Raw genomic sequence first — 22,060 nt, 5'->3', positions numbered from 1 at the left:
CGTCCTCAGGGGTGGGGGTCGAGGGCGACATGAGGCTAGTGGGCGCTACTCGCGGTCATCGAAGTGGTCCTCCCAGGACCTGCGCAGGATCGTCGGTACGTCGCCGGCCAGGGCCGTGCGCAGCGCATCCAGCTGACCGCCATCGAGAGCGATCCGCGGAAAGGCGCGGCCGACCTCGAGGGCGAAGGCCTGTCCGCGCCTGGCCAGTCCCGGGGCCTCGGCGAGATAGGCGGCGACATAGGGACGAAGCAGGTGGGCCTGCTCGGCGACCCACATGCCAGACGCCAGCGAACCGAAACGACGATTGTCGACGCCGGGAGCGAGCATCGCCTCCCGGGCGGCGTCCTTCGCGATCGTCGAGGGCCGGGCGGCGAGCGCGCGGAGCGCCCCGAGGTCTCCTTCGACGGTGCCGTCGCGGTCGCGCTCGGCGGAGATGAAGCGCGCATCGGCCTCACCGAGGGAGGCGAGACGCACGACCGCCTCCCAGCGTGTCGTCGGCAGCAGCGGGACGCCGACGGCGACCCGATCGTCGTCGAGCCACGTACGCAACAGCCCGGCGTCGGCGCTGGTCGCGGCCAGTGTCGCGGCCCAGGCCAGGGCGCGCTGTTCGTCGTCCGCGGCGGCCGCCAGGCCCGCGGCGGCCGCGGCGGCGACCCGCGCGACCGCGCCAGCAGCCTGCGAGGCAGGCACCCGCTGCGGGATCACCACCGTCCGTGCCTCCGAGAGCACTCCCTGGATGATGTCCGCACGAGTCTCCGTGGGCAGGTGGGCCTCGACCAGATCGAGGAAGTCGTCGGCCGAGAGGTCGCGCGAGCGCACCTGGAGGGCGGTGGAGGACCAGAGCACGGCACGTACGAGCGGGTCCTCGATCCGGGACAGTCCGGCGGAGAGCGTCTCCCATGAAGCGGGATCGAACCGGAGCGCGGCGAAGGTCTCGCCGCCGGCGTTGGGCACGATCGCAAGACCGGCGAGCTCCGGCAGCGGCAGCGGCTCGGCACCGAGCTCGACCCGCCGCCTCCCGACGATCTGCAGCGCGGAGTCGTAGGCGGCGACGGTGAACGCGTGCGGCCGGCTCCCCTCGCGTTCCAGCACCGGCACATCCCCGTCACGCCGCACCGACACCGTGTCGAAGCCCGGTTGCCGCAGCCAGGCGTCGACCCAACCGCGTACGTCCTTCGAGGAGCTCGCTGCGAGCGACTCGACGAAGTCGGCCAGGGTCGCGTTCGCGAAGCGGAAGCGGGTCAGGTGACGGTTGACCCCCGCCATGAACTCCTCGTCCCCCAGCCAGAACGCGAGCTGCACCAGGCAGGCGCCGCCCTTGGCGTAGGAGATGCCGTCGAAGATGGTGGCGGCGGTGTCCACGTCGGGTACGTCGGTGGCCAACGGGGCGACCGGGTGGGTCGAGCGGCGCGCGTCGGAGCGGTAGCCCCACGGCTTGCTCCGGATCTCCACCTCGACCAGGAGGTCCGAGAAGCCGGCTCCCGCCTCCGCGACGCGATAGCCCATGTAGTCGGCGAACGACTCCTGCAACCAGGTGTCCTCCCACCAGGTCATGGTCATCGAGTCGCCGAACCACATGTGTGACATCTCGTGGGCGATGATCACCGCGCGCATCGCCCGCTGGGTGTCGGTGATCGCTCCGCGCGGCAGCAGCTCGTCGCGGTAGGTCACGCAGCCCGGCATCTCCTGCGCGCCCCAGTTGAGCCCGGGCACGAAGACCTGGTCGTAGGAGTCGAACGGGAAGGGCTCGTCGATGAGGTCGGCGTAGTGGGCGAAGCACGCCTCGGTCGTACGCCGCAGCTCGGCCGCGTCCCGGTCCAGCTCGGCCGCCAGCGACCGCCGGGCGTGCCAGCCGAACTCCAGCCCTGCATGGGACCACCGCACCGAGTGCCACCGGCCGGCCGCCACGACGAGGAGCGCCGGCGGGATCGGGGGAGTGGTCGCGAAGACCCAGCGGCCGGCGTCGCGCGAGACGACGGCACCGTTGGCGAGGACGGTGTCGGCCGGATCGGCGGTCACCGAGACCGCGAACGAAGCCTTCAGGTCGGTCTGGTCGAAGCAGGCGACCACCTTGGCGGCGTTGTCCATGCCCAGATAGGCGGACACGTAGCGCAGTCCGTCGGCTGGGTCGGTGAAGGTGTGCATCCCGTCGCCGTCGGTCGTGTAGGGCAGCGTCGCGACCACCTCCACCTCGTTGACCGTCTCGGTCGACAACCCGATCAGGCTCAGCCGCCCACCGTCGTACGCAGCCTCGACAACCGTCCCGTTGACGAGCAGCGACGCCGTGAGCGCGCCCTTCAGCTCCAGGAACGTCTCGGCGGCGGTGGACCTGAACCGGACCCGGGTGCGGCTGTGGAAGCTCTCGAGGCCGGTGACGTCGAGATCGAGGGAGTAGGAGACGGAGCTGATCAGGCCGGCCCGCGTGCGGGCCTCGTCGAGGGTGAGGGACACGACGGCCAAGGTACGTCCTCGCAGGTCAGCACGCGCGCGCATTTCGCTGTGAGCGTGATCCGAGGATAGGCTGTGGCAGTTGCCTCGGCGAGGGAGCGCCTCGCGCTCCGTGATCGACAAGGCGGACGTCTCCTCATGAGACGCCGTGCCTTTGTCGCACGGCCTTCGTTGGACCTGCCGGGCGCCATTGACGCCAGCACCACTCATCGAGGAGTTCACCGCATGTCCAGCGAGAAGATCGTCGCCGAGAAGCGCACCGAGTTCGGCAAGGGTGCCGCTCGCCGCATCCGCCGTGAGAACAAGATCCCGGCGGTCGTCTACGGCCACGGCGCCGACCCGATCCACCTGAGCCTGCCGGGCCACGCCACCATGATGGCACTCAAGAACCACGGTGCGAACGCGCTGCTGGAGCTCGACATCGAGGGCAAGATCCAGCTCGCCATGACCAAGCAGGTCCAGGTCGACGACGTCCGCCGTGTCATCGAGCACGTCGACTTCGTCGCCGTCCGCGCCGGCGAGAAGGTCACCGTCGACATCCCCGTCCACGTCGTGGGCGACGCGATCTCCGGCACCATGGTCGTCACCGACGCCAACACCCTGACCGTCGAGACCGAGGCCACCCACGTGCCGGAGGGCATCGAGATCAGCGTCGAGGGCCTCGAGGCCGGCACCCAGATCCTCGCGGGCGCCGTCGAGCTGCCGAAGGGCACCACCCTGGTCACCGACCCGGAGGCCCTGGTCGTCAACATCACCGAAGCGCAGATCAACGAGGAGCCCGCCGACGGCGAGGCCGCTGAGGGCGAGGCCGCTGAGGCCGCTGAGGCTGAGGCCACCGACGGCGAGTGACCGCTTCGGTGACCGACGGCGTCTGGCTGGTCGTCGGCCTGGGCAACCCCGGGCCGACGTACGCCGGGCACCGTCACAACATCGGCTACCTCGTCACCGACGAGCTGGCCAACCGGCTGGACGGCAAGTGGCGCGCCCACAAGTCCGGTCGTGCTGACGTCGTGGAAGGGCGGCTCCGGGCCCCTGCAAGTATGCAGGGTACTCCGGGGCTGCCCGGCCCACGCGTCGTGCTCGCCCGTTCCCGGACCTACATGAACGAGTCCGGCGGGCCGGTCAAGGCGCTCGCGACCTTCTACAAGGTCCCGCCCGACCACGTCATCGCCATCCACGACGAGCTCGACATCGCCTTCGACACGATGCGGGTCAAGCTGGGCGGCGGCGACAACGGCCACAACGGCCTCAAGTCGATGCGCTCCTCGTTGGGCACCGGCGACTTCCACCGGCTGCGCGTCGGCATCGGCCGCCCGCCCGGCCGCCAGGAGGTGCACGACTTCGTGCTCTCCAACTTCTCCAGCGCCGAGCGCAAGGTGCTGCCCTTCGTGGTCGACACGGCCGCAGACGCCATCGAGACGCTGATCACCGAGGGTCTGGAGAAGACCCAGCAACGGTTCAACTCCTAGGGTCAGCTCCTAGGCTCTGCTCACGAGGTCGTCGGCCGCAGACAGCGGTCGTACGCAGCCACCGCGGCCAGCTGGGAGCCGACCTCGAACTTCCGCAGGATCGCCTTCACCTGGCTCCGCACCGTCGCCTGGGCCACGCCGAAGCGGGCCGCGATCTCGGCGACCGTGACTCCCTCGTAGAGCAGCTCGAGCACCTCGTGCTCGCGGCTGGTCAGGGAGCCGACGAGACGGCGCATCCGGTCCCGCTCGTCGCGCATCAGGTGCCACTGCGCCAGCAGACCCTCGGTCTCCGCCGGAGAGTGTCCCGGGCGGTTCTCAGCGGCGTCGCGAAGCGCGCCTTCGATCGTGTCGGAGTCGGCGTCGGCGGCGAGGACCGTGACCGAGCCGGCCTCGAGCAGGGCACCCCACAGCCCTCCCCTCGGCGCGGTGGTCAGCACGACCCCCGGCAGACGTACGCCGCCTACCAGCGCGCAGACCCGGTCCAGATGACTCCAGTGGTCGAGGTCGGTGACCATCAGCCAGGTGGCGGGGTCGCCGTCGAGGAGAGCGACCGGGTCGGCGTCGGTGGCAGCGGTCGCCGTCACGGTGATGCCGCGCTCGTCGAGCGCGACTCTCACCGCGTCGAGGGTCATCGTCTCGTCCGCCGATACCGCGACCCGGAGGCCTGGGGTCGAGCCTGCCATGTCTGCCGCGCCATTCGGTTGCCGTGGGCCCCGCCGGATCTCCTGGGGGGTATGGCCATTCTGATCGGCGGAGAGCCGATATCGGGAACATGTTCTACAGTGCCCCAAGTTTGGGGATGACCTGGGACGACGTGTCCCGCAACGTAGGTTGCGGACGACCTCGAATTTCTTGTCTCCTCAATTCTCGGTATTGGCCCAGAATGCGGTCGCGCGGGGATAACGTGTTGATTACGTTTCCTTCAGCGAAGGATTCGGTCACATCATTCAAATTGGGAAGGCCCGACAAGCTCGGGCTGAGGGAGCAGGGCCTGGACACGGCCCGATTCGGGACTCATACCTCACTGGCCGACCCGTCCTGGGGAGCAGTATGTCTACGTCCATTTTCAAGCGGGTCAACTCGGGTTGGTTAACCACCGCGTTCGCAACCACTACAGCTGTCTTCATCGGCGTCCAGAGTCTGCTGATCGCCGTCCTCCAAGGCCCGTGGGTCTCATTTCAAGCCCAGGGACCCCTTCTCTGGATCCTCCCGGTCATCGTCGTCGCGACGTCGCTGGTGGCGGCCGCGGGCCTCCTGCACGGCGGCGTACGCATCTACCGGCGCGTGTGCGCGGCAGAGGCGAAGGCGGCCGACGAGATCTACCACGACCTCCTCAGTGCGCGAGAGACGCAGCGTCTCCACCGGGCCCGGATGCACGAGGTGACCTCGACCCTTGCCGGTGTGCGCTCGGCCAGCGAGCTGCTGCGCAGCTCGGAGACCCTCGACCCGGAGCGTCGTGTCGCCATGCTGACCATGATGGGCAGCGAGCTCAGGCGGCTCGAGCGCCTCGTGCGCGCCCACCGTGGTGGTGCCGACACGATGCCGGTCGACGTCGGCATGATCGATGTCGACGCGGTGGTCCACAATCTCGCTCTGGCCCACGAGGCCAGCGGCACCACGGTCGCCCACAGGCCCAGCAACGCACTCGCAGCCGGAAGCTCGGACGCCGCTGCAGAGATCATCAACATCCTCCTCGACAACGCTGCCAAGCACGGCGCCGGCACTGTCGACGTCGCGGTCCGGCACGAGCCGGGCAGGATCGGCCAGATGGTCGTGATCGAGGTCTCCGACGATGGCGCCGGCGTCGCCCCCGAGGTGCGTGAGCGGATCTTCGACTGGGGAGTCCGCGGACCGGACTCGGCTGGCCAAGGGATCGGGCTCAACGAGGCCCGCACCGTCGCCGAGAGGATGGGCGGCTCGCTGCGCCTCGCCGCCGTGGAACGTACGACCTTTGTGGTCACCCTCCCCAGTGCCGTGATCGAAGAGAAGAAGGAAGGCGCGTCTGATGACGCAGTCGCCGCGTAGCCAGTACCGGGTCGTCATCGTCGAGGACCATGTCCTCTTCGCCGAGTCGCTCGAGCTCGCCGTCTCGATGGAGGGATACGACGTACGCCGCGTCCCGATGCCCAGCGAACCGGTCTCCACCGCCACGATGGTCAATGTCGTGCTCCGCAACAAGCCGAAGGTCGTGCTCCTCGACCTCGACCTGGGGCGCTATGGAGACGGCGTACGCCTGATCGAGCCGCTCGCCAAGGCCGGCGTCGACGTGGTCGTGGTGACCGGTGCGATCGAGGAGGCCCGCTGGGGCCAGGCGCTCCGCAACGGTGCTCGGACGGTGCTGTCCAAGTCCCGCCCGCTCGGCGAGATCCTGGGCACAGTCCGACGGCTCTACCAGGGAGCCTGCGTGCTCGCGGTCACCGACCGCGAACGCCTGATCCGGATCTGGTTCGAGCGTCAGCACGAGATCGCCGACCTCAGCCGCCGCATCGAGCTGCTCACCAAGCGGGAGTCACAGGTGCTCGGCCACCTGATGCTCGGTCGCACCGTCCACGAGATCGCCGTCATCGGCGTCGTGTCCGAGGCGACGGTGCGTACGCAGGTGAAGTCCATCCTCGCCAAGCTCCAGGTGACCTCCCAGATCGCTGCCGTCGGTCTCGCGCACCGGCTCGGCTGGCGATCGCCCCAGTCGTTGGCCTGACGCCTGCCACTGGTCTGCGCCGGCGACGAGTCGTTCCCTCATTTGGTCTAACCGGACCCTGTCCGGCCCCATCGGGCCGTTCCGTCCCGCATTGTTCTGTCATGAAGTAGCGTTCGGGCGCGCCGAAGCCACGGGGGAGACGAATGACGATCGAGCTGGCATCGGTGGAGGCGGCAGCCCCACTCGAGCTCAACCAGAGGAGGGTGTCCCCGAAGACACCCTCCCTTCGGTTGCAGGCCTCGATGCTGGACGGGCTCGCGGTGGTGCTGTTGGCGCCGCTGCTCTTGGGGCAGGAGATCGTCCACGCGCTGGGGTGGGGCCTGGTATGGGCACTGACCACGAGGATCACCGCCCCGAAGATCCTTCCCGGGGCCGAGCGCCTGCGGGCGACGGTCTCCGGGGTCTTCAAGGCGTTCATGGCGATGAGCATGGCGACCTGGTTGCTGGGTGCGCTGGTCACGCTTCCGCAGGCGCAGCTCGTCGCGCAGACGATCATCGGGCTGGTGACCGCGCTCGTCTTCCGGGTGGTGGGCTACATCTTCAGCTCCCGGCCGCGCAACCCGCTGCGGGTAGTCGTCGTCGAGGCCGCCCATGACACCGGCGCGATCCCGGAATGGACCCACCGGCTCAGTGGCGGCCTGATGGAGGCCGCGGCCGTCTGCCGCGCCGACGGTCTCTCCGGCGCGATCGCCTCGGTCGCGCCCGACGCGGTCCTGGTCGTCCCCGGTCCCGACCTGGCCGGGCGCGAGATCCAGCGGCTGGCCTGGACGAGCGAGTCCTTCGGTCTGCCGCTGCTGGTCAGCACCCGGATGCAGGACGTCACCCCGCAGCGTACGTCGTCGATGAGACTGGGCTCGATGACCCTTCTTTACGTCGAGGAGGCCCTCCGGGCACGGCTGACCCGGGTCGCCAAGTACGTCTGGGAGTGGCTGGCCGCGGCGGCCGCTGTCGCCGTGCTCGTCCCGGTCTTCGTGGCCGTGGCGGTCCTGATCAAGCTCGACTCCCCGGGCCCGGTGTTCTTCCGGCAGGTGCGTGTCGGGCGGGGCGGTGAGCAGTTCCGGATCTGGAAGTTCCGCACCATGGTGGTCGACGCGGAGTCGCTGCTGCGTACGCTCGAGCATCGCCCGGGACACGTCCTCTTCAAGCTCCGCGCCGACCCCCGGGTGACCCGGGTGGGACGAGTGCTGCGGAAGTACTCCCTCGACGAGCTGCCGCAGCTGTTCAACATCGTGCTGGGCCAGATGTCGCTGGTCGGTCCCCGCCCGGGACTGCCGAGCGAGGTGGCGATGTACGATCGCGACTCACATCGCCGACTCGCGGTCGCTCCCGGTCTGACCGGGTTGTGGCAGGTCTCGGGGCGTTCGGACCTCTCCTGGGAGGACACGGTCAGGCTGGACCTGGACTATGTGGACAACTGGACGCTGCTACGTGACTTCGGGATCGTCGTGCGCACAGTGAAAGCTGTAGTCCGGGGCTCTGGCGCCTACTGATCGGCGTCCCCTAGACTCCCAGGCCGTTGTGTGAGCAACCCGACATGAACGAACAACTGGATCCTTGACGGGAACGTCCCCCATGCAAACCTCCCCCCACCCCATGATCGCTGGCCGTTACGAGTTGCACCGCTTGATCGGGCGAGGCGGTATGGGCGAGGTCTGGCAAGCGATGGACCTCACCCTGCAGCGCTGGGTCGCTGTCAAGGTCGTGAGGACATCGGCCGACCCGACGATGATCGAGCGGTTCCGGCGCGAGTCGCTCTCGACCGCGGCCGCCAGCCATTCCGGCACCGTGCAGGTCCACGACGCCGGGATCGAGCAGACCAGCAGCGGGCCGACGGCCTTCCTGGTCATGGAGCTCCTCACCGGCCCCGACCTCGGCGAGCGCCTGCGCTCGCACGGCCCGCTGATCCCCCGAGAGGCCGGCGAGGTGATCGTCCAGGCCGCGCGTACGCTCGCAGCGGTCCACGGCCAGGGGATCGTCCACCGCGACATCAAGCCTTCCAACCTCGTCTACGACGGTGACCGCCGGATCCGGATCGTCGACTTCGGGATCGCCCAGCTCGCCCGGCTGGGCGACCAGCGGCTGACCTCGACCCACGATGTCGTCGGAAGCCTCGGCTATCTCTCGCCCGAGCGTGGCTCGGGTGGCGAGGTCGGTCCGCCGAGCGACATCTACTCGCTGGGCTGTGTCTTCTACGAGATGCTCACCGGCCGCACGCCGTACTCCGGCGCTGCACCGGCGGCGATGGTCTACCAGCACGCCAGCGCGCCGATCCCGCGGGTCAGCGGCACGGTCCAGGTGCCGGGGATCATCGACGACCTGGTCGCGATGATGATCGCCAAGGACCCCGAGCAGCGGCCGACCGCCCAGGACGTCGTCGCGGTGCTCACCGGGTCGGGTCCGCTGCCGGTCTTCGACGCGAAGGTTCCGAGACAGCGTACGACGCACGCGTCCAGTCCTATCCGCACCTCCGGGGCGTTCGAGAGAGTAGGCGCGCACAGTGCGCAGCCGTTCGGCGGGAGCGGCTCGTTCCCGGCCGCCGACGTCACCGGATCGACCGGAGGGTTCGCCACGACCGGCGCCAGCGGATCGTTCCCGACAGGCGGGGCGCGGGTCGCGAAGCGCTCCGGTGGTGGGCGGGCCGTGAGCATCCTGCTGGCCGTCGCGCTGTTCGCCGTCGCCGCTTGCGGCGTGGCGACGTTCGCCGCCTTCCGCAGCACCTCCGAGACAGGCCAGGCCGCAGCCATCAGCGAGGCGCTCCCGGAGACCATCGAGCTCGCCGTCGACGTGATCTTCGAGCGGGACTCGCTGCAGCCCGTCGCGCAGGCGCCGGTCAACGTACGCTCCACCTACCTGCACACCACCGACCTCGCGATCGAGGAGTGGCAGACCGCCGCGGCCGAGATCGACGTCGACAGCGACCCCGAGCTGCGCACGCTCCACCACGACATCACCGAGGTGCTCGACGACTTCGAGGACTACCGGGTCGAGATGCAGGAAGGCGACCGGGCCGACCAGGATGCGGCCCGCGAGGTCTACACCGGCCTGGCCAGCAACCTGCTGGTGCTCGCGGCGCAGGTGCCGGAGCTGGAGGACGAGACCGGCGACCAGCTCCGCAACCTCAGCAACCTGAAGGCGGCGGCGGAGGCGTTCAGCACCGAGCGGGAGCTCATGATGGTGGCGCTGTCCGGCAACGAGATCGACACGAAGTCGGTCAAGGAGCTCACCGAGGCGGAGGCCGCATGGGTGAAGGCGTCCTCGGCGTTCTACTCGGGTGCCTCGCCTGCGCTGCAGGCGGACCTCGACCGAGTCTCCGAGGGCACCTTCGACAAGGGCTCGGGCGCGATGATGGTGCAGCGTACGGTCCGCGACGTCGCTGCCAAGGGCAGCATCGAAGGCGTCGCCAAGGAGCTGCGGGCAGCGTCGAAGGGTGAGCCGCTCGTGCGCACCTGGTCCGACGGCGCCGTGGAGTACATCCAGAGTCTTCGTGAGGTGATCCTCACCTCGACCGAGAGCATGGCGAACGACGTCACCGACGAGCACGAACGTGCGAAGTCGGGTCTGGTCCTTCGCGCCGCGCTGACCGGAGTCGCGCTGGTGATCGCCCTCGGGCTCGGGCTGGGTCTGTACCGGAGCCGCCGGGCGTCTCGATAGAGTGCCGCGGGTGACCTTCGACGCAGAGCCCACGCCCGAGATCCTCGCCTCAGACCACCTGCTGGCCGCCTGGTTGGCCGAGACTGCCGGTCGTCGGCTGCTCGAGGTGCGCGCCACCTCCGGGCTCGAGGGCAAGGAGCTCAAGGACGCCGGTGACCTGGCCGCCCACGAGCTGCTGATGGAGCTCGTCGCCGAGCACCGTCCTCAGGACGGTGTCCTCTCCGAGGAGGGCAAGGACTCCAAGGAGCGGCTCGGCCAGGACCGGGTGTGGATCATCGACCCCCTCGACGGGACCCGCGAGTTCTCCGAGCCGCCGCGCGACGACTGGGCGGTGCACGTCGCGCTGTGGGCCTCGTCCAACGGCGGCGAGCTGATCGCCGGTGCGGTCGCCCAGCCGGCGCTGGCGGACGCGTCCGTGCAGAGCACGTTCCACACCGGTGCGGCCCCCGTCGTCCCGCCCTCGACCTCGCCCCGTCCCCGGATCGCGGTCTCCCGCAGCCGCCCGCCGGCGTTCGTCGAGGCGCTGGCCGAGGAGCTCGGTGCCGAGCTGGTCCCGATGGGATCGGCCGGGGTCAAGATGATGTCGGTCGTACGCGACATCTCCGATGCCTACGTCCACGCGGGTGGGCAGTACGAGTGGGACTCTGCCGCTCCTGTGGCGGTCGCCGCCGCGGCCGGGCTGTTCACCTCCCGTATCGACGGCTCGCCGTTGCGCTACAACCAGGACGACGTGTATCTGCCTGATGTCGTCGTCTGTCGTCCTGAGCTCTCCGAGCAGATCCTTTCCTTCATCAAGCGGCATGGGATCGACTGACGCGGGTTTGTCGCCTTTGGTTCGCCGCGGTTGAGCGACCGTATTTTGGGGTTGGTCTTGGGCCGCGGCACACTCACCTACGGCAGGTGACCGCCCCACGCCTTCATCGGGTGGGGAGGCCTCAGCGGTGAACGAACGTTCGTTTACCTCCACAGGGCGAACGAACGTTCATTCGCCTCCGAGCCCGTGCCCACCCCAAGCCCCGGCGGCAGAGAGTCCCCGAAGACACGTCAACCCGCCGACGCGCAAGAAGGCCGAGCTCAGCCGACCAACAGCTCCTCGAGACCCTCCAAGCTCTGCCGCGCATACCCCTTCCACATCCACCCGAAAATAGGCATCGCAAAGGTTGCCGCAGACGAGGCCGGGGTGACATCCCAGGACCAGGTGACCCGCGTGCCGGTGCCTGCCGGGGCGAAGGACCAGCGCCCGGCGACGTGTCCGACCAGGAGCTTGAGCGGCCCGGTGAGCGGCGTGATCTCGTAGGAGAACGACGAGGGGGCGTCGATCGCGGTCAGGGTCTCGCGCATGGTCGCGCCGTCAGCGAGGACGATGGTGCGGGTCTCGCCGGCGGTATCCCAGGCGCCGGCCTGGTCGCGGACCTCGGCGATGGGGCCGATCGCGGCGTACCGACGACCGAAGATCTGCGGCAGCGGAGCCGGGAGGACGCGGGCGAGGGCGGCCTCGTACGCGACCGGGATCGCTCGGGAGGATTCGAGGTGCAGTGCCTCTGGGTGCTGAGTCATGGGACGAGCATGGCACCAAGGGCCTGTCGATGGCGTGAGCGTGGTCGAGCAGCGGCACTTCGCGGAGCTCGAGGCGCTCTACGCCCGTACGATGGCCCGATGACGAAACCGGTGCTGGTCGTGATGGGTGTCTCGGGCTCGGGGAAGTCGACGATCGGGGCGGCGATCGCCGGCAGACTCCGGGTGCCCTTCGAGGACGCCGACGATCTGCATCCGCCGGCGAACATCGAGAAGATGACTGCCGGGATCGCGCTCGACGACGACGACCGCTACCCCTGGCTGGAGGCAGTCGGGGAGTGGCTCGCCAGGCATGCCGAGCGCGGCGGCGTGATGAGCTGCTCGGCGCTGAAACGGAAGTACCGGGACCAGCTTCGCCGACACCTCCCGGAGGTGACGTTCCTCCACCTGGAGGGCACCCGCGAGGTGATCGCGAGGCGCCAGGCGAGCCGGCCGGGCCACTTCATGCCCGCTGCCCTCCTGGAGAGCCAGTTCCGGACGCTGGAGCCGCTCGAGGACGACGAGGCGGGGATCGACATCGACGTCGACCAGCCGGTCGACGTCATCGTCGAGACGTACGCGGGCCACATCGACGCCTAGCCGGGCGCTGCCGCCGAGAGGCGGCCGACACGCGCCCATCTCGGGTTGGGCACTGCGTGCCGGCCGCGGCCACACCCGGGTGAGGGACCAGCGGGCGGGCCCACTTTCGACGGTAACCCAGGATCCTGCTGCAGAACAGGGGGTTCGAGAGTATCGCTGCAGGTCAGCCCGTAAAAATATGTCCGTCGAAGACCTCCGGAACCTCGGATGCCTTCGAGGTGAAGTCCGCGGTTCGCTTCTCGAGGAACGCCGCGACCCCCTCCTTGCCGTCCCCGATCGAGCAGTAGAACATCGCCAGCGAGTCGCTCAGGTGCGCTTCGAGAGGATGGCGCGCGGAGGCGTTGCGGGTGATCAGCTGCCGAACGAGCGCAGTGCCGACGGGCGAGCGGTTCTGGGTGAACCTCCGGGCCAGCTCGAACGCGGCGGGCAGCAGCTCGTCGGGCAGGTGGATGCTGCGGACCAGACCGCCGTCGAGGGCCTGGTCGGGGTCGAGGATCTCCGCGGTGTAGAGCCACTCGAGCGCGCGGGGAAGGCCCACGACGCGTGGCAGGAAGTAGGACGAGCAGGCTTCGGGGACGATGCCGAGCTTGCCGAAGACAAAGCCGATCTTCGCCTTGGACGAGGCGAGCCGGGCGTCCATCGCGCACAGCATCGTGGCGCCGATGCCGACAGCAGGACCGTTGATCGCGGCGATCACCGGCTTGGGGAGCGCGTGGATCGCGAGGGTGACCTTGCCACCCGTGTCGCGTACGCCCTCGGCGTACTCGGGGTGCTTGTCCGGGTCGGCGAGATGCTCGGCGAGCTTCTCGGGCGTCGGCTGCAGCGACTCGTCGAGGCCGAAGACGTTCCCGGACGCGGACAGGTCCATCCCCGCGCAGAAGGCCCGTCCGGCACCGGTCACGATCACCGCGCGCACCTCGTCCGCCATCGCGTCGGTGGTGAACACCTCCTCCAGCTCGCGCGCCATCGTCACGGTGAACGAGTTGAGCGCGTCGGGTCGGTTGAGGGTCAGGAGCGCGATGCCGTCGGCGTCCACGTCGAAGGTCAGGGTCTCGTAAGCCATGGGTCACAGTCTGCACCGGTGGTCCAGTTTGTCGAGACCTGAGTGTCCGGTGGTCGAGCCTGTCGAGACCCTGGTCGACATCCGGCGTCGACATACTGTCGAAAGTCGGTACGCCTGGAGCGATGCCGCAACTACCGTGGTCAGCGTGAGTCTGCTACGCCGTCCCCGCACCTGGACTCGGTCGTTTCCCGTGGCGGGAATGCTGTCCGTGCTCCTGGTCGCTGCGGTCGCGGCGGAGCACATCTACATGAGCGGCGCTCGCCATCCGCAGTGGTCCGGCTGGGCGGCGGTGGTCAGCGTGGCCGTGGTCGCGCTCGCGCTGTGGATCCGGCCGCGGCGCCCGGCGGTCGCGGTCGCGATCACGTGCGCCCTGGTGGGCGGCACCGTGGTGGTCTTCGACGGCTGGTCCCTGCTCAGCTACATCGCCTTCGCGGTCTTCGTGAGCTTCCTGGTCGGCCGGTGGGCCGAGCGGGTGCTGCCCTCGGCCGTCGTGGTGATGGTGGCCGTGGTGACGCTGACGGTGGTCGATGCCCTCGTCAACGGCGGCGGCGTGCAGGTGGCGATGGCCGGCAACATGATCATCTTCATGGCGCTGCCCTGGCTGAGCGGGCGCTACCTGCGCCAGGTCGCGAGCAGCCACTCGACCCAGATCCAGCAGGCGCAGCTGACCGAGCGCGCCCGGATCGCCCAGGAGATGCACGACTCGCTCGGCCACGAGCTCAGCCTGATCGCGCTGCGGGCCGGCGCGCTCGAGGTGTCTCCGGGGCTCGCCCAGACGCATCAGCAGGCCGCCGGAGCGATCCGCGCGGCCGCCGCCGAGGCCACCGCCCGGCTCGGTGAGATCGTCGGCGTCCTTCGCCCGGCGGCGGAGGACGCCCCGCTCGCTCCCGCCTCCGACGGGATCGAGGGTCTGGTCGAGCGTGCCTGCGCGTCCGGGATGGACGTACGTCTGGAGGGCTCGTTCCAGGCCGGTGACGGGGTGCGCGAAGCCGCCGCCCACCGCATCGTGCAGGAGGCGCTGACCAATGCTGCCCGGCACTCTCCAGGGTCGGCGGTGACGGTCTCGGTGGAGACGACCGCGGACGGCGTACGCCTCGGTGTGACCAACGGCCGCGCGACCCTTCCGCCCCGCGCCGGAGCGACGACGGGCCTCGGCCTGGCCGGGCTCGAGGAGGCGGCACGTGCCGCGGGCGGCACCCTGAGCCACGGCCCCACCACCGGTGGCGGCTTCGAGGTGGTCGCCGACCTCCCTGTCCGCGCCGACCAGCACCGTGAGGTGCGCCTGTGATCCGGGTGCTGCTGGCCGACGACGAGGCGATGGTGCGGGCCGGCGTACGCGCGATCCTGGAGACCGACGAGACGATCGAGGTCGTTGCCGAGGCCGCCGACGGCCGCGAGGCGGTCGAGGCGGTTCAGCGTCACCGGCCGGACGTCGCGCTGCTCGATGTCCGGATGCCGCGGATGGACGGCCTGGCCGCCGGGGCCGAGATCGCCCGGACCGCCCCGGAGACCGCGCGGATCATGCTGACCACCTTCTCCGAGGACGCCTACATCGCCCGCGCGCTCGGCGACGGCGCCAGCGGGTTCCTGCTGAAGTCCGGCGATCCGCGCGAGCTGCTCGCGGGCGTGCACGCGGTCGCCGACGGTGCCGCGTTCCTCTCGCCACGAGTCGCCCAGCGGGTCATCGCCGAGCTCGGCGCCGGTGCCGGCGACCGGATGTCGCGGGCCGCGGACGCGCGGGCCAAGGTCGCCCTCTTGACCGACCGGGAGCGCGACGTGATGGCGCTGGTCGGCGCGGGACACTCCAACGCCGAGATCGGCCGCCGGCTCCATCTCGTCGAGGGCACCGTGAAGGCCTATCTGAGCAGCGCTTTCGGTCGTCTCGGCGTACGTAACCGGGTGCAAGCAGCGATCCTCGCCCACGAGGCCGGGCTTACGGTGGTCGAGCCTGTCGAGACCTCCGGCCCCGAAGGCCCGACCACCGACGGGTTCAGGCGTCTCGCCGGCGGAACACCACATAGCCGGCCAGGAGCGTGACCCCGGACCAGGCCGCGAAGAGCCCGAGACCGCCTGCGGCGTCATAGGGGAGCCCGTCATCGAGCCCGAAGAGGGTCGCGATCCCGATGCCGAGGTACTCCGTGCCTGCCGTCCCCGGCAGGTAGTAGGAGACGTCGGTCATCAGGTCCATGCCGCTCATCATCAGCACCATCGGCAGCAGGAAGAGCGCCAGGAACGCCACCACCAGCGCTCCCGCGGTGCTGCGCAGCGCCACTGCCAGCCCGATGGCCAGCGCGACGACCACGCCCATGTAGACGCTGACCTTGCCGGCCACCGTGGCCACCGCGGAGACGTCGAAGACGCCGTAGTCGCCCGCCGTCAGGTAGCCGAGGCCGGCACCGAGAAGGGCCAGCAGCGCTCCGGCGACCAGGGCGACGACCTCGACCACGAGGAGCTTCGCGAGCAGCACCCGACCGCGCCGGGGCTCGCACTGGAGGGTCGTACGCATGCTGCCGGAGGCGTACTCCGCGGTCACCGTCAGCAATGCCAGCGCGATCAGCGCGAACTGGGTGAACAGCAGGCCGGCCGTGGCGACCTCCTCGACGTGGAGCAGCTGATCGGCGCGGGACATCTCCGGGTTGGGATCGGCGGCATCGAAGCCCAGCGGGACCGAGTAGAGCGCCATCAGCCCGGCCGCGCCGATGAGGCACCACCAGGTCGAGCGGACCGACCAGAGCTTGGTCCATTCCGATGCGATCGTGGCGAGCATCAGGCGACCTCGGTCCCGTTGTACTCGACGCTCCCGGCCGTCAGCCGGAAGTACGCCTCCTCTAGCGACCCGTACCCGGCGACGAACTCGCCCATCGGGGAGTCCGCGAGCAGCCGCCCGCGGCCCAGCACCACCAGATGGTCGGCCGTCTGCTGCATCTCGCTCATCAGATGGCTGGAGACCAGGACCGTACGGCCCTCGCCCGCGAGCGACCGCAGCAGCTTGCGGATCCACAGCACCCCGTCGGGGTCGAGCCCGTTGACCGGCTCGTCGAAGAGCATCACCCGCGGGTCGCCGAGCAGCACCCCCGCGATCCCGAGCCGCTGGCCCATCCCGAGCGAGAGACTCCCCGCCCGCCGCCGGGAGACCCCGGCGAGGCCGACCTGCTCGAGCACCTCGTCGACCCTGGCCACAGGGATCGAGTTGCTCCGCGCCATCGCCACCAGATGCGTACGCAGCCGGCGACCCGGGTGCACCGCCTTGGCATCCAGCAGCGCACCGACCTCGCGCAGCGGACGCTGCAACGAGGCGTACGGACGACCGTCGATCGTGGCCGTCCCGGACGTGGGCCGGTCGAGGCCGAGGATCATCCGCATCGTGGTCGACTTCCCGGCGCCGTTGGGGCCGAGGAAGCCGGTGACCCGTCCCGGTTCTATCTGCACGGTGAGGTCGTCGACCGCGGTGGTCGCGCCGTACCTCTTGGTCAGGTGGTCCAAAGTGATCATGCCTCGAACCTAGGGACGTACGCAGCCCGGCACAGTGGACGAAAAGCAGCCGTCCCTACTGACGAAGGTCAGTAGGGACGGCGTCGGTCGAACGGGCTACTCGGGCAGACCCGTCGGCGTGCAGATGTCCGCCGGGATGTCGTCGACGGTGTCCTCCTTGATGTGCCCGAACATCGTCAGCGCGTCCTCCTTGCGCCAGTTGACCACGAAGTCGCTGATCGGGACGCCGCAGGTCATCGCCGAGCCGCCGGCGAGCGCCTTGAACGCCCACAGGAACTGCGCGCCGCCGAGGACGCTCATGCCCTCGCCGACCTTGAGCCCCGCGGCGCCCTCGCCCATCTCGGCGAGCTTGAACGGGTTGAGCAGCGTGCCGGGGCTGGTGGCCTTCTTGCCGATCGCGGAGATGACCTCGGTCTGGTTGGCGCCGCGACCCAGGTCGCCGTCGTCGGCCGCGTAGCGGGAGCGGGAGTAGGCGAGGGCGGTGACGCCGTCGACCTCCTGGCAGCCCTTCTCGATGTCCAGGCCGGCCTTGGGGTCCTTCATGTTCTTCTTCGGGCAGATCTCGATGCCACCCACGCCGTCCACGAGCCGGGCCAGACCGCCCATGCCGATCTCGACATAGCCGTCGATGCGGACGCCGGTGTTCTGCTCGATCGTCTGCACCAGCAGCTCGGGTCCGCCGTAGGCGAAGGCCGCGTTGATCTTGGTCTCGCCATGACCCGGGATCGACACGACGGAGTCACGCGGGAGCGTCACCACGATCGTCTTGCCGGCACCGGTGTGCAGCAGCTTGATCGTGTCGGTGCGGCTGCCCGAGGCGTCACCGGTGGAGAGCTTCTTCTTCTCCTTCGCGGTCAGACCTTCGCGCGAGTCGCTGGCGACGATGAGGTAGGTATTGCCCGGCTGGTCCGCAGGGCGCTCGCCGGCGGTCGGCTCGTAGGGGACCTTGTCGACCTTGTTCCAGGCGCTGATGCCGATCCAGGCGACCGCGCCGACCAGGATCAGGACCGGGATCATCACGATGGCGACGAACCGGCGGAACGGGTGGCGCTTCTTCGGCTTCGGTGCGCGGCCCCCGCCGCCGCGGCCGTCGCCCGGGCCTCCGGGCCCGCCGTAGCCTCCGTTGCCGCCGCCGTACTCGCTCGGCTGGCTCCAACCGCTCTGCTGATAGCCCTGGTCATAGCCCTGCCCATAGCCCTGCCCATAGCCCTGCCCATAGCCCTGCCCATAGCCCTGCCCATAGCCCTGGTCGGGCGTCGGCGCGATCTGCCCCGGCTGGGGGAGCGGCCGGTCGTAGCCACCTCGCGGCGGCGCCGGGGGCGGAGAGCCCGCCGGGGGCCGTCGGACCGTGGGCATGACGTTGGTGGGCTCCGGCCCGGAGGACGGGGCGGGCTGGCCACCACCGTACGCCCAGCCGTACTGCTGCGACCGGGGATCGTTGGGGTTGCCAGGGTTGCGGGGGTTTGGCATGCGCTCAAAGGTACCGTGCCACGCCGCTAGAGTTAGACGGCGCGTCGCACCGCCCTGTTACCTGTGTGACTAGTGATACTGGCGGGACAACTGTCTTCCCGAGGGACCTGTGATGGCTGACCAGAACTACCGGCCCCAGCGTACGGCCGCAGAACGCGCCTCCCGCGTGCGGTTCCGCCGTGCGATGGCGCTGCTGCTGATCACGCTGCTGCTGCCCGGCTCGGCCCAGCTCGTCGCCGGCAACCGCCGCGTCGGCCGGATCGCGATCTGGACCGTCTTCGGTATCGCGGTCACCGCCGGGCTGGTCTTCTGCATCTCCCTGCTGTGGCACGGCCTGATCTTCCGGCTGGGTACGACGCCATGGCTGCTCGGCATCTTCCGCCTCGCGCTCATCGCCGGTGCCATCGCCTGGGCGGCGCTCTTCGTGGACGCCTGGCGCCTGGGGCGCCCGCTCGAGCTCGACCTCAAGCAGCGCCGCATCGTCGTTGCCATCAACGGCGCCCTGGCCTTCTCCGTGGCCGCGACCATGATCTTCGGCGCTCACCTGGTCGGCGTGCACAAGGGAATGGTCGAGACGATCTTCGCCGGCGCGACGGCCGCCGAGGCTCACAACGGCCGCTTCAACGTGCTGCTCGCCGGGGCCGACTCCGACGGCGGGAAGACCCGCTGGGGCCTGCGTCCCGACTCGCTCACGGTCGCCTCGATCGACGCCGTGACCGGACGTACGGTGCTCATCGGCCTGCCCCGCAACCTGCAGAACTTCACCTTCGACGACGGCTCGCCGATGGACAAGGAGTTCCCGCGCGGTTTCGACTGCGACGGCTGCTACCTCAACGGGGTGAGCACCTGGGCGGGTGAGCACAAGGAGCTCTACAAGGGCGAGAAGGATCCCGGCATGGCCGCCACCGTGGACGCCGTCGAGGGCATCACCGACCTGCAGATGAGCTACTACGCCATCGTCGACCTCAACGGCTTCGAGGAGATCGTGGACGCCATCGGGGGAGTGACCCTGAAGGTGCGCCAGCCGATCCCGGTCGGCATCCCGACCGACAGCTTCTACACCCATATCCAGCCCGGAACGAAGAAGCTCGACGGTTGGGAGACCCTCTGGTACGCCCGTGCCCGCCACGACTCCGACGACTACTCCCGGATGGCCCGCCAGAAGTGCGTCCTGAACGCGATCCTGCAGCAGACCAGCCCCGCGGACGTCGTACGCCACTACCAGGACGTCGCGAAGGCGACCGGCTCCACGATCACCACGAGCGTTCCCCCGAGCGAGATCGAGCGGTTCTCGATGCTGGCGCTGAAGGCGAAGTCGCAGAAGATCTCGACGCTCTCGCTGGTGCCGCCTCTGGTCAACACCTCCGACCCGGACATGTCCGAGATCCACGCCGAGGTGCGCAAGGCGGTGAAGAAGGCCACACCGAAGAAGGAGGAGGCCTTCAACCAGGAGAGCGCCTCGCCCGGCGACGGTGAGACCAAGACGCCCACGCGGAAGGCCGAGGGCAAGCCCAAGGCGGGCGACTCCGAAGCCGACGACAAGGGCGGTCCGGTCACCGGCGGCGCACTCGGCTCCCGCAACAAGGGTTACCAGGCCAACGAGACCGACGACCTCGCCTCGGCGTGTTGAACAAGGGGTTAACCACAGGCCACCGCGACTCGCTGATTCCCGGGATCCCCTGCGGTCACGGCTAGTCTGGATCTCGTGCCAGGGAGCAATCGCGTCGCCGCAGTCGTGGTGACCTTCAACCGTCTCGAGCTGCTGCAGCGACTGCTGGAGCGGCTCGACGCGGTCGACGGCCTCGACGAGGTGATCGTCATCGACAACGCTTCCACCGACGGTACGTCGCAGTGGCTCGCCGGACTGGACGGCGCCGAAGGGGTCTCGACAGGCTCGACCACCGGCGGAGCGGTGCCGGTGATCGCCCGCACCCTGCTGCGCAACAGCGGCGGCGCCGGCGGTTTCCACGACGGTCTGGAGCTGGCGATCGAGCGCGGCGCCGACCTGGTCTGGCTGATGGACGACGACGGCCTGCCCGACCCCGACTGCCTGGCCCTGCTGCTCAAGCAGACCGATCTCGACTTCTGGGGGCCGCTCGTGGTCGACGAGGGCAACCCCGGCCGCCTGGTGTTCCCGATCCGGCTTCCGGGCCGCTCCAAGGTCGTCCACCAGCTCGCCGACGTCGAGGCCGCCGCCACCGACGGCCTGATCAAGGACATCGTGATCCCCTTCAACGGCGTCCTGGTCACCCGCGACCTCGTGGAGCGGATCGGCTACCCGCGTGCGGAGTACTTCATCTGGGGCGATGACCACGAGTATCGCCTCCGCGCCGAGAAGGCCGGAGCGCGGATCGCGACCGTCGTCGGCGCTCAGGTGCGCCACCCGGCGGTGGGCGACCTCGGCACCCCGATGGCGTGGGGGAGGGCGACGTACAACCACACCCCGAGCGACCTGAAGCACTACTGCATGGCTCGCAACAACCTGCTCAACCTGCGCGACTACCGCGGGTGGCCCTTCGCTTTGGCTTTCGTGGCGAAGACTCTATGGTTCTACCTGCTCACCAAGCCGCAGCCGAGCCGGATCTGGCTGTCGATGCAGGCGTGGTGGGCGGCCGTCCGGGGGGACTTCAGTGGACACGAGAGGTTCCTTCGTTGAGCACCACCCGTGAGACGGTCGCGATCGTCGTCGTCACCTACAACCGCGCCGACATGCTGCGCGGGCTGCTGGACGGGCTCACCAAGCTCGACCAGCCCGCCGACGCGGTGATCGTGGTCAACAACGCCTCCACCGACCACACCGGCCAGGTGCTGGCCGAGGCGGTCACGCCCAACCTGCAGGTCATCGACAGCCCGGAGAACCTCGGCGGCGCGGGCGGTTTCCATCTCGGCACCAAGGCCGCGGTCGAGCAGGGCTGGGACCGCCTCTACCTGATCGACGACGACGTCGTCCCGGCCCACGACTGCCTCGAGGTGCTGCTCGCCCAGGACGAGGACTGCCTCTTCTCGGTGCGCGAGGACCGCAACGGCAAGCTGATCGAGCTGGCCGCGCTGAAGTTCGACCTGCGCAACCCGCTGGCGATCAAGCCCAAGACCGCCGCGGTCATGGACACCTACCCGACCCGCGACGCCATGCCCGAGCGGGTCCCGGTGGAGAACGTCGCCTTCGAGGGCTTCATGATCCGCCGCACCGTCCTGGAGGAGATCGGCCTTCCCGATCCGACCTACTTCATCTTCTACGACGACGTGGATCTCGCGATCCGCGCCCGTCGTGCCGGCCGCACGATCTGGGCCGTACGCGACGCGGTGCTCGTGCGACAGCTCGACTTCAGCCAGCAGCACGACCTGGCCGGCTGGAAGGGCTTCTACATGTACCGCAACCTCTTCGTCGTCCACTTCCGCTACGGCGAGAACGTCCTCGTACGTCTCAAGCCCTGGCTCATCACCGCGGCTGTGGTCCTCCTCAGCCCGCTGCGCGGCGGCAAGCACGAGGCCGTCAACGTGATCAAGGCATTGCGCGCCGCTCGGGACATGCGCACCCTGCCCAAGTCTTGACCGTCCCATCCGACTGAACGAACTCCCTGAACGAACTCCCTGACCGACTCCGTATCCACTTGA

At 69.5% G+C, this 22,060-nt stretch carries 20 protein-coding genes; 13 read left to right on the top strand and 7 right to left on the bottom strand.

The features are described 5' to 3' along the window. Positions 1-45 precede the first annotated feature (45 nt). Entirely contained in the window at positions 46-2,451 is a 2,406-nt protein-coding gene (gene pepN, locus IEY84_RS08295; RefSeq protein WP_183544188.1) for an aminopeptidase N, read from the bottom strand. 222 nt (positions 2,452-2,673) lie between these two features. Here pepN and IEY84_RS08290 point away from each other — a divergent pair, with 222 nt between their 5' ends. After that, entirely contained in the window at positions 2,674-3,297 is a 624-nt protein-coding gene (locus IEY84_RS08290; protein WP_183544186.1) for a 50S ribosomal protein L25/general stress protein Ctc, read from the top strand. Beyond that, positions 3,294-3,917, top strand: coding sequence for an aminoacyl-tRNA hydrolase (pth, locus tag IEY84_RS08285; RefSeq protein ID WP_229788444.1), 624 nt, complete (start codon positions 3,294-3,296; stop codon positions 3,915-3,917). The genes IEY84_RS08290 and pth overlap by 4 nt, the downstream gene beginning before the upstream one ends. Before the next feature lie 20 nt (positions 3,918-3,937). On the opposite strand, the gene IEY84_RS08280 is transcribed toward pth, so the two are convergent. Then, positions 3,938-4,600 (bottom strand): helix-turn-helix transcriptional regulator, encoded by a 663-nt coding sequence (locus tag IEY84_RS08280; protein ID WP_183544184.1) that lies wholly within the window; start codon positions 4,598-4,600, stop codon positions 3,938-3,940. Between the two features lie 367 nt (positions 4,601-4,967). Here IEY84_RS08280 and IEY84_RS08275 point away from each other — a divergent pair, with 367 nt between their 5' ends. The 5 genes from IEY84_RS08275 to IEY84_RS08255 all read left to right on the top strand — a co-directional run bounded on the left by IEY84_RS08275 (position 4,968) and on the right by IEY84_RS08255 (position 11,080). After that, a complete protein-coding gene (locus IEY84_RS08275) occupies positions 4,968-5,942 on the top strand; it encodes a sensor histidine kinase (RefSeq protein ID WP_183544182.1) in 975 nt (324 codons plus the stop codon). Beyond that, entirely contained in the window at positions 5,923-6,615 is a 693-nt protein-coding gene (locus IEY84_RS08270; RefSeq protein ID WP_183544180.1) for a response regulator, read from the top strand. The genes IEY84_RS08275 and IEY84_RS08270 overlap by 20 nt, the downstream gene beginning before the upstream one ends. Before the next feature lie 143 nt (positions 6,616-6,758). Continuing rightward, on the top strand, positions 6,759-8,105 hold the full coding sequence (locus IEY84_RS08265; protein ID WP_183544178.1) for an exopolysaccharide biosynthesis polyprenyl glycosylphosphotransferase: 1,347 nt from the start codon (positions 6,759-6,761) through the stop codon (positions 8,103-8,105). An 82-nt stretch (positions 8,106-8,187) separates the two neighbouring features. Next, positions 8,188-10,266 carry a serine/threonine-protein kinase gene (locus tag IEY84_RS08260; RefSeq protein WP_308424447.1) on the top strand — a complete coding sequence of 693 codons (2,079 nt, stop codon included), beginning with the start codon at positions 8,188-8,190 and terminating at the stop codon, positions 10,264-10,266. A 10-nt stretch (positions 10,267-10,276) separates the two neighbouring features. Then, positions 10,277-11,080, top strand: coding sequence for a 3'(2'),5'-bisphosphate nucleotidase CysQ (locus IEY84_RS08255; RefSeq protein WP_183544168.1), 804 nt, complete (start codon positions 10,277-10,279; stop codon positions 11,078-11,080). A gap of 260 nt (positions 11,081-11,340) precedes the next feature. On the opposite strand, the gene IEY84_RS08250 is transcribed toward IEY84_RS08255, so the two are convergent. After that, complete coding sequence (locus IEY84_RS08250; RefSeq protein WP_183544166.1) at positions 11,341-11,823, bottom strand: SRPBCC family protein; 483 nt, start codon at positions 11,821-11,823, stop codon at positions 11,341-11,343. A gap of 99 nt (positions 11,824-11,922) precedes the next feature. Between IEY84_RS08250 and IEY84_RS08245 the strand changes: the two genes are divergently transcribed. Next, positions 11,923-12,420, top strand: coding sequence for a gluconokinase (locus tag IEY84_RS08245; protein WP_183544164.1), 498 nt, complete (start codon positions 11,923-11,925; stop codon positions 12,418-12,420). A gap of 163 nt (positions 12,421-12,583) precedes the next feature. On the opposite strand, the gene IEY84_RS08240 is transcribed toward IEY84_RS08245, so the two are convergent. Continuing rightward, entirely contained in the window at positions 12,584-13,483 is a 900-nt protein-coding gene (locus IEY84_RS08240; protein ID WP_183544162.1) for a crotonase/enoyl-CoA hydratase family protein, read from the bottom strand. Positions 13,484-13,628: 145 nt separating this feature from the next. On the opposite strand from IEY84_RS08240, the gene IEY84_RS08235 reads away from it, so the two are divergent. Beyond that, positions 13,629-14,771 (top strand): sensor histidine kinase, encoded by a 1,143-nt coding sequence (locus IEY84_RS08235; protein WP_183544160.1) that lies wholly within the window; start codon positions 13,629-13,631, stop codon positions 14,769-14,771. After that, positions 14,768-15,520 (top strand): response regulator, encoded by a 753-nt coding sequence (locus IEY84_RS08230; RefSeq protein WP_183544158.1) that lies wholly within the window; start codon positions 14,768-14,770, stop codon positions 15,518-15,520. The genes IEY84_RS08235 and IEY84_RS08230 overlap by 4 nt, the downstream gene beginning before the upstream one ends. Here IEY84_RS08230 and IEY84_RS08225 read toward each other — a convergent pair. From IEY84_RS08225 to IEY84_RS08215, 3 genes are all read right to left on the bottom strand, one after another. Then, a complete protein-coding gene (locus IEY84_RS08225) occupies positions 15,474-16,250 on the bottom strand; it encodes an ABC transporter permease subunit (RefSeq protein ID WP_183544155.1) in 777 nt (258 codons plus the stop codon). The genes IEY84_RS08230 and IEY84_RS08225 overlap by 47 nt on opposite strands. Next, positions 16,250-16,975, bottom strand: a complete 726-nt coding sequence (locus IEY84_RS08220) for an ABC transporter ATP-binding protein (RefSeq protein WP_183544153.1) — start codon at positions 16,973-16,975, stop codon at positions 16,250-16,252. The genes IEY84_RS08225 and IEY84_RS08220 overlap by 1 nt, the downstream gene beginning before the upstream one ends. 96 nt (positions 16,976-17,071) lie before the next feature. Beyond that, positions 17,072-18,445: an LCP family protein gene (locus tag IEY84_RS08215; RefSeq protein WP_183544151.1), complete on the bottom strand. Its 1,374-nt coding sequence runs from the start codon at positions 18,443-18,445 to the stop codon at positions 17,072-17,074. A 112-nt stretch (positions 18,446-18,557) separates the two neighbouring features. On the opposite strand from IEY84_RS08215, the gene IEY84_RS08210 reads away from it, so the two are divergent. The 3 genes from IEY84_RS08210 (at position 18,558) to IEY84_RS08200 (ending at position 21,997) form a co-directional block, all read left to right on the top strand. After that, the gene (locus IEY84_RS08210) at positions 18,558-20,075 is read left to right on the top strand and encodes an LCP family protein (protein ID WP_183544149.1); all 1,518 of its coding nucleotides are present in this window, start codon (positions 18,558-18,560) and stop codon (positions 20,073-20,075) included. A gap of 75 nt (positions 20,076-20,150) precedes the next feature. Next, positions 20,151-21,101, top strand: coding sequence for a glycosyltransferase (locus tag IEY84_RS08205; protein WP_183544147.1), 951 nt, complete (start codon positions 20,151-20,153; stop codon positions 21,099-21,101). Continuing rightward, positions 21,098-21,997 carry a glycosyltransferase gene (locus IEY84_RS08200; protein WP_183544145.1) on the top strand — a complete coding sequence of 300 codons (900 nt, stop codon included), beginning with the start codon at positions 21,098-21,100 and terminating at the stop codon, positions 21,995-21,997. Before IEY84_RS08205 ends, IEY84_RS08200 begins: the two co-directional genes overlap by 4 nt. The last annotated feature ends 63 nt before the right edge of the window (positions 21,998-22,060 follow it).

It is taken from the genome of Nocardioides albus, from assembly GCF_014648255.1.
Lineage (GTDB): Bacteria > Actinomycetota > Actinomycetes > Propionibacteriales > Nocardioidaceae > Nocardioides > Nocardioides albus.
The sequence above is the reverse complement of the archived record's forward strand: the minus strand, read 5'-3'. Positions and strand labels throughout refer to the sequence as shown.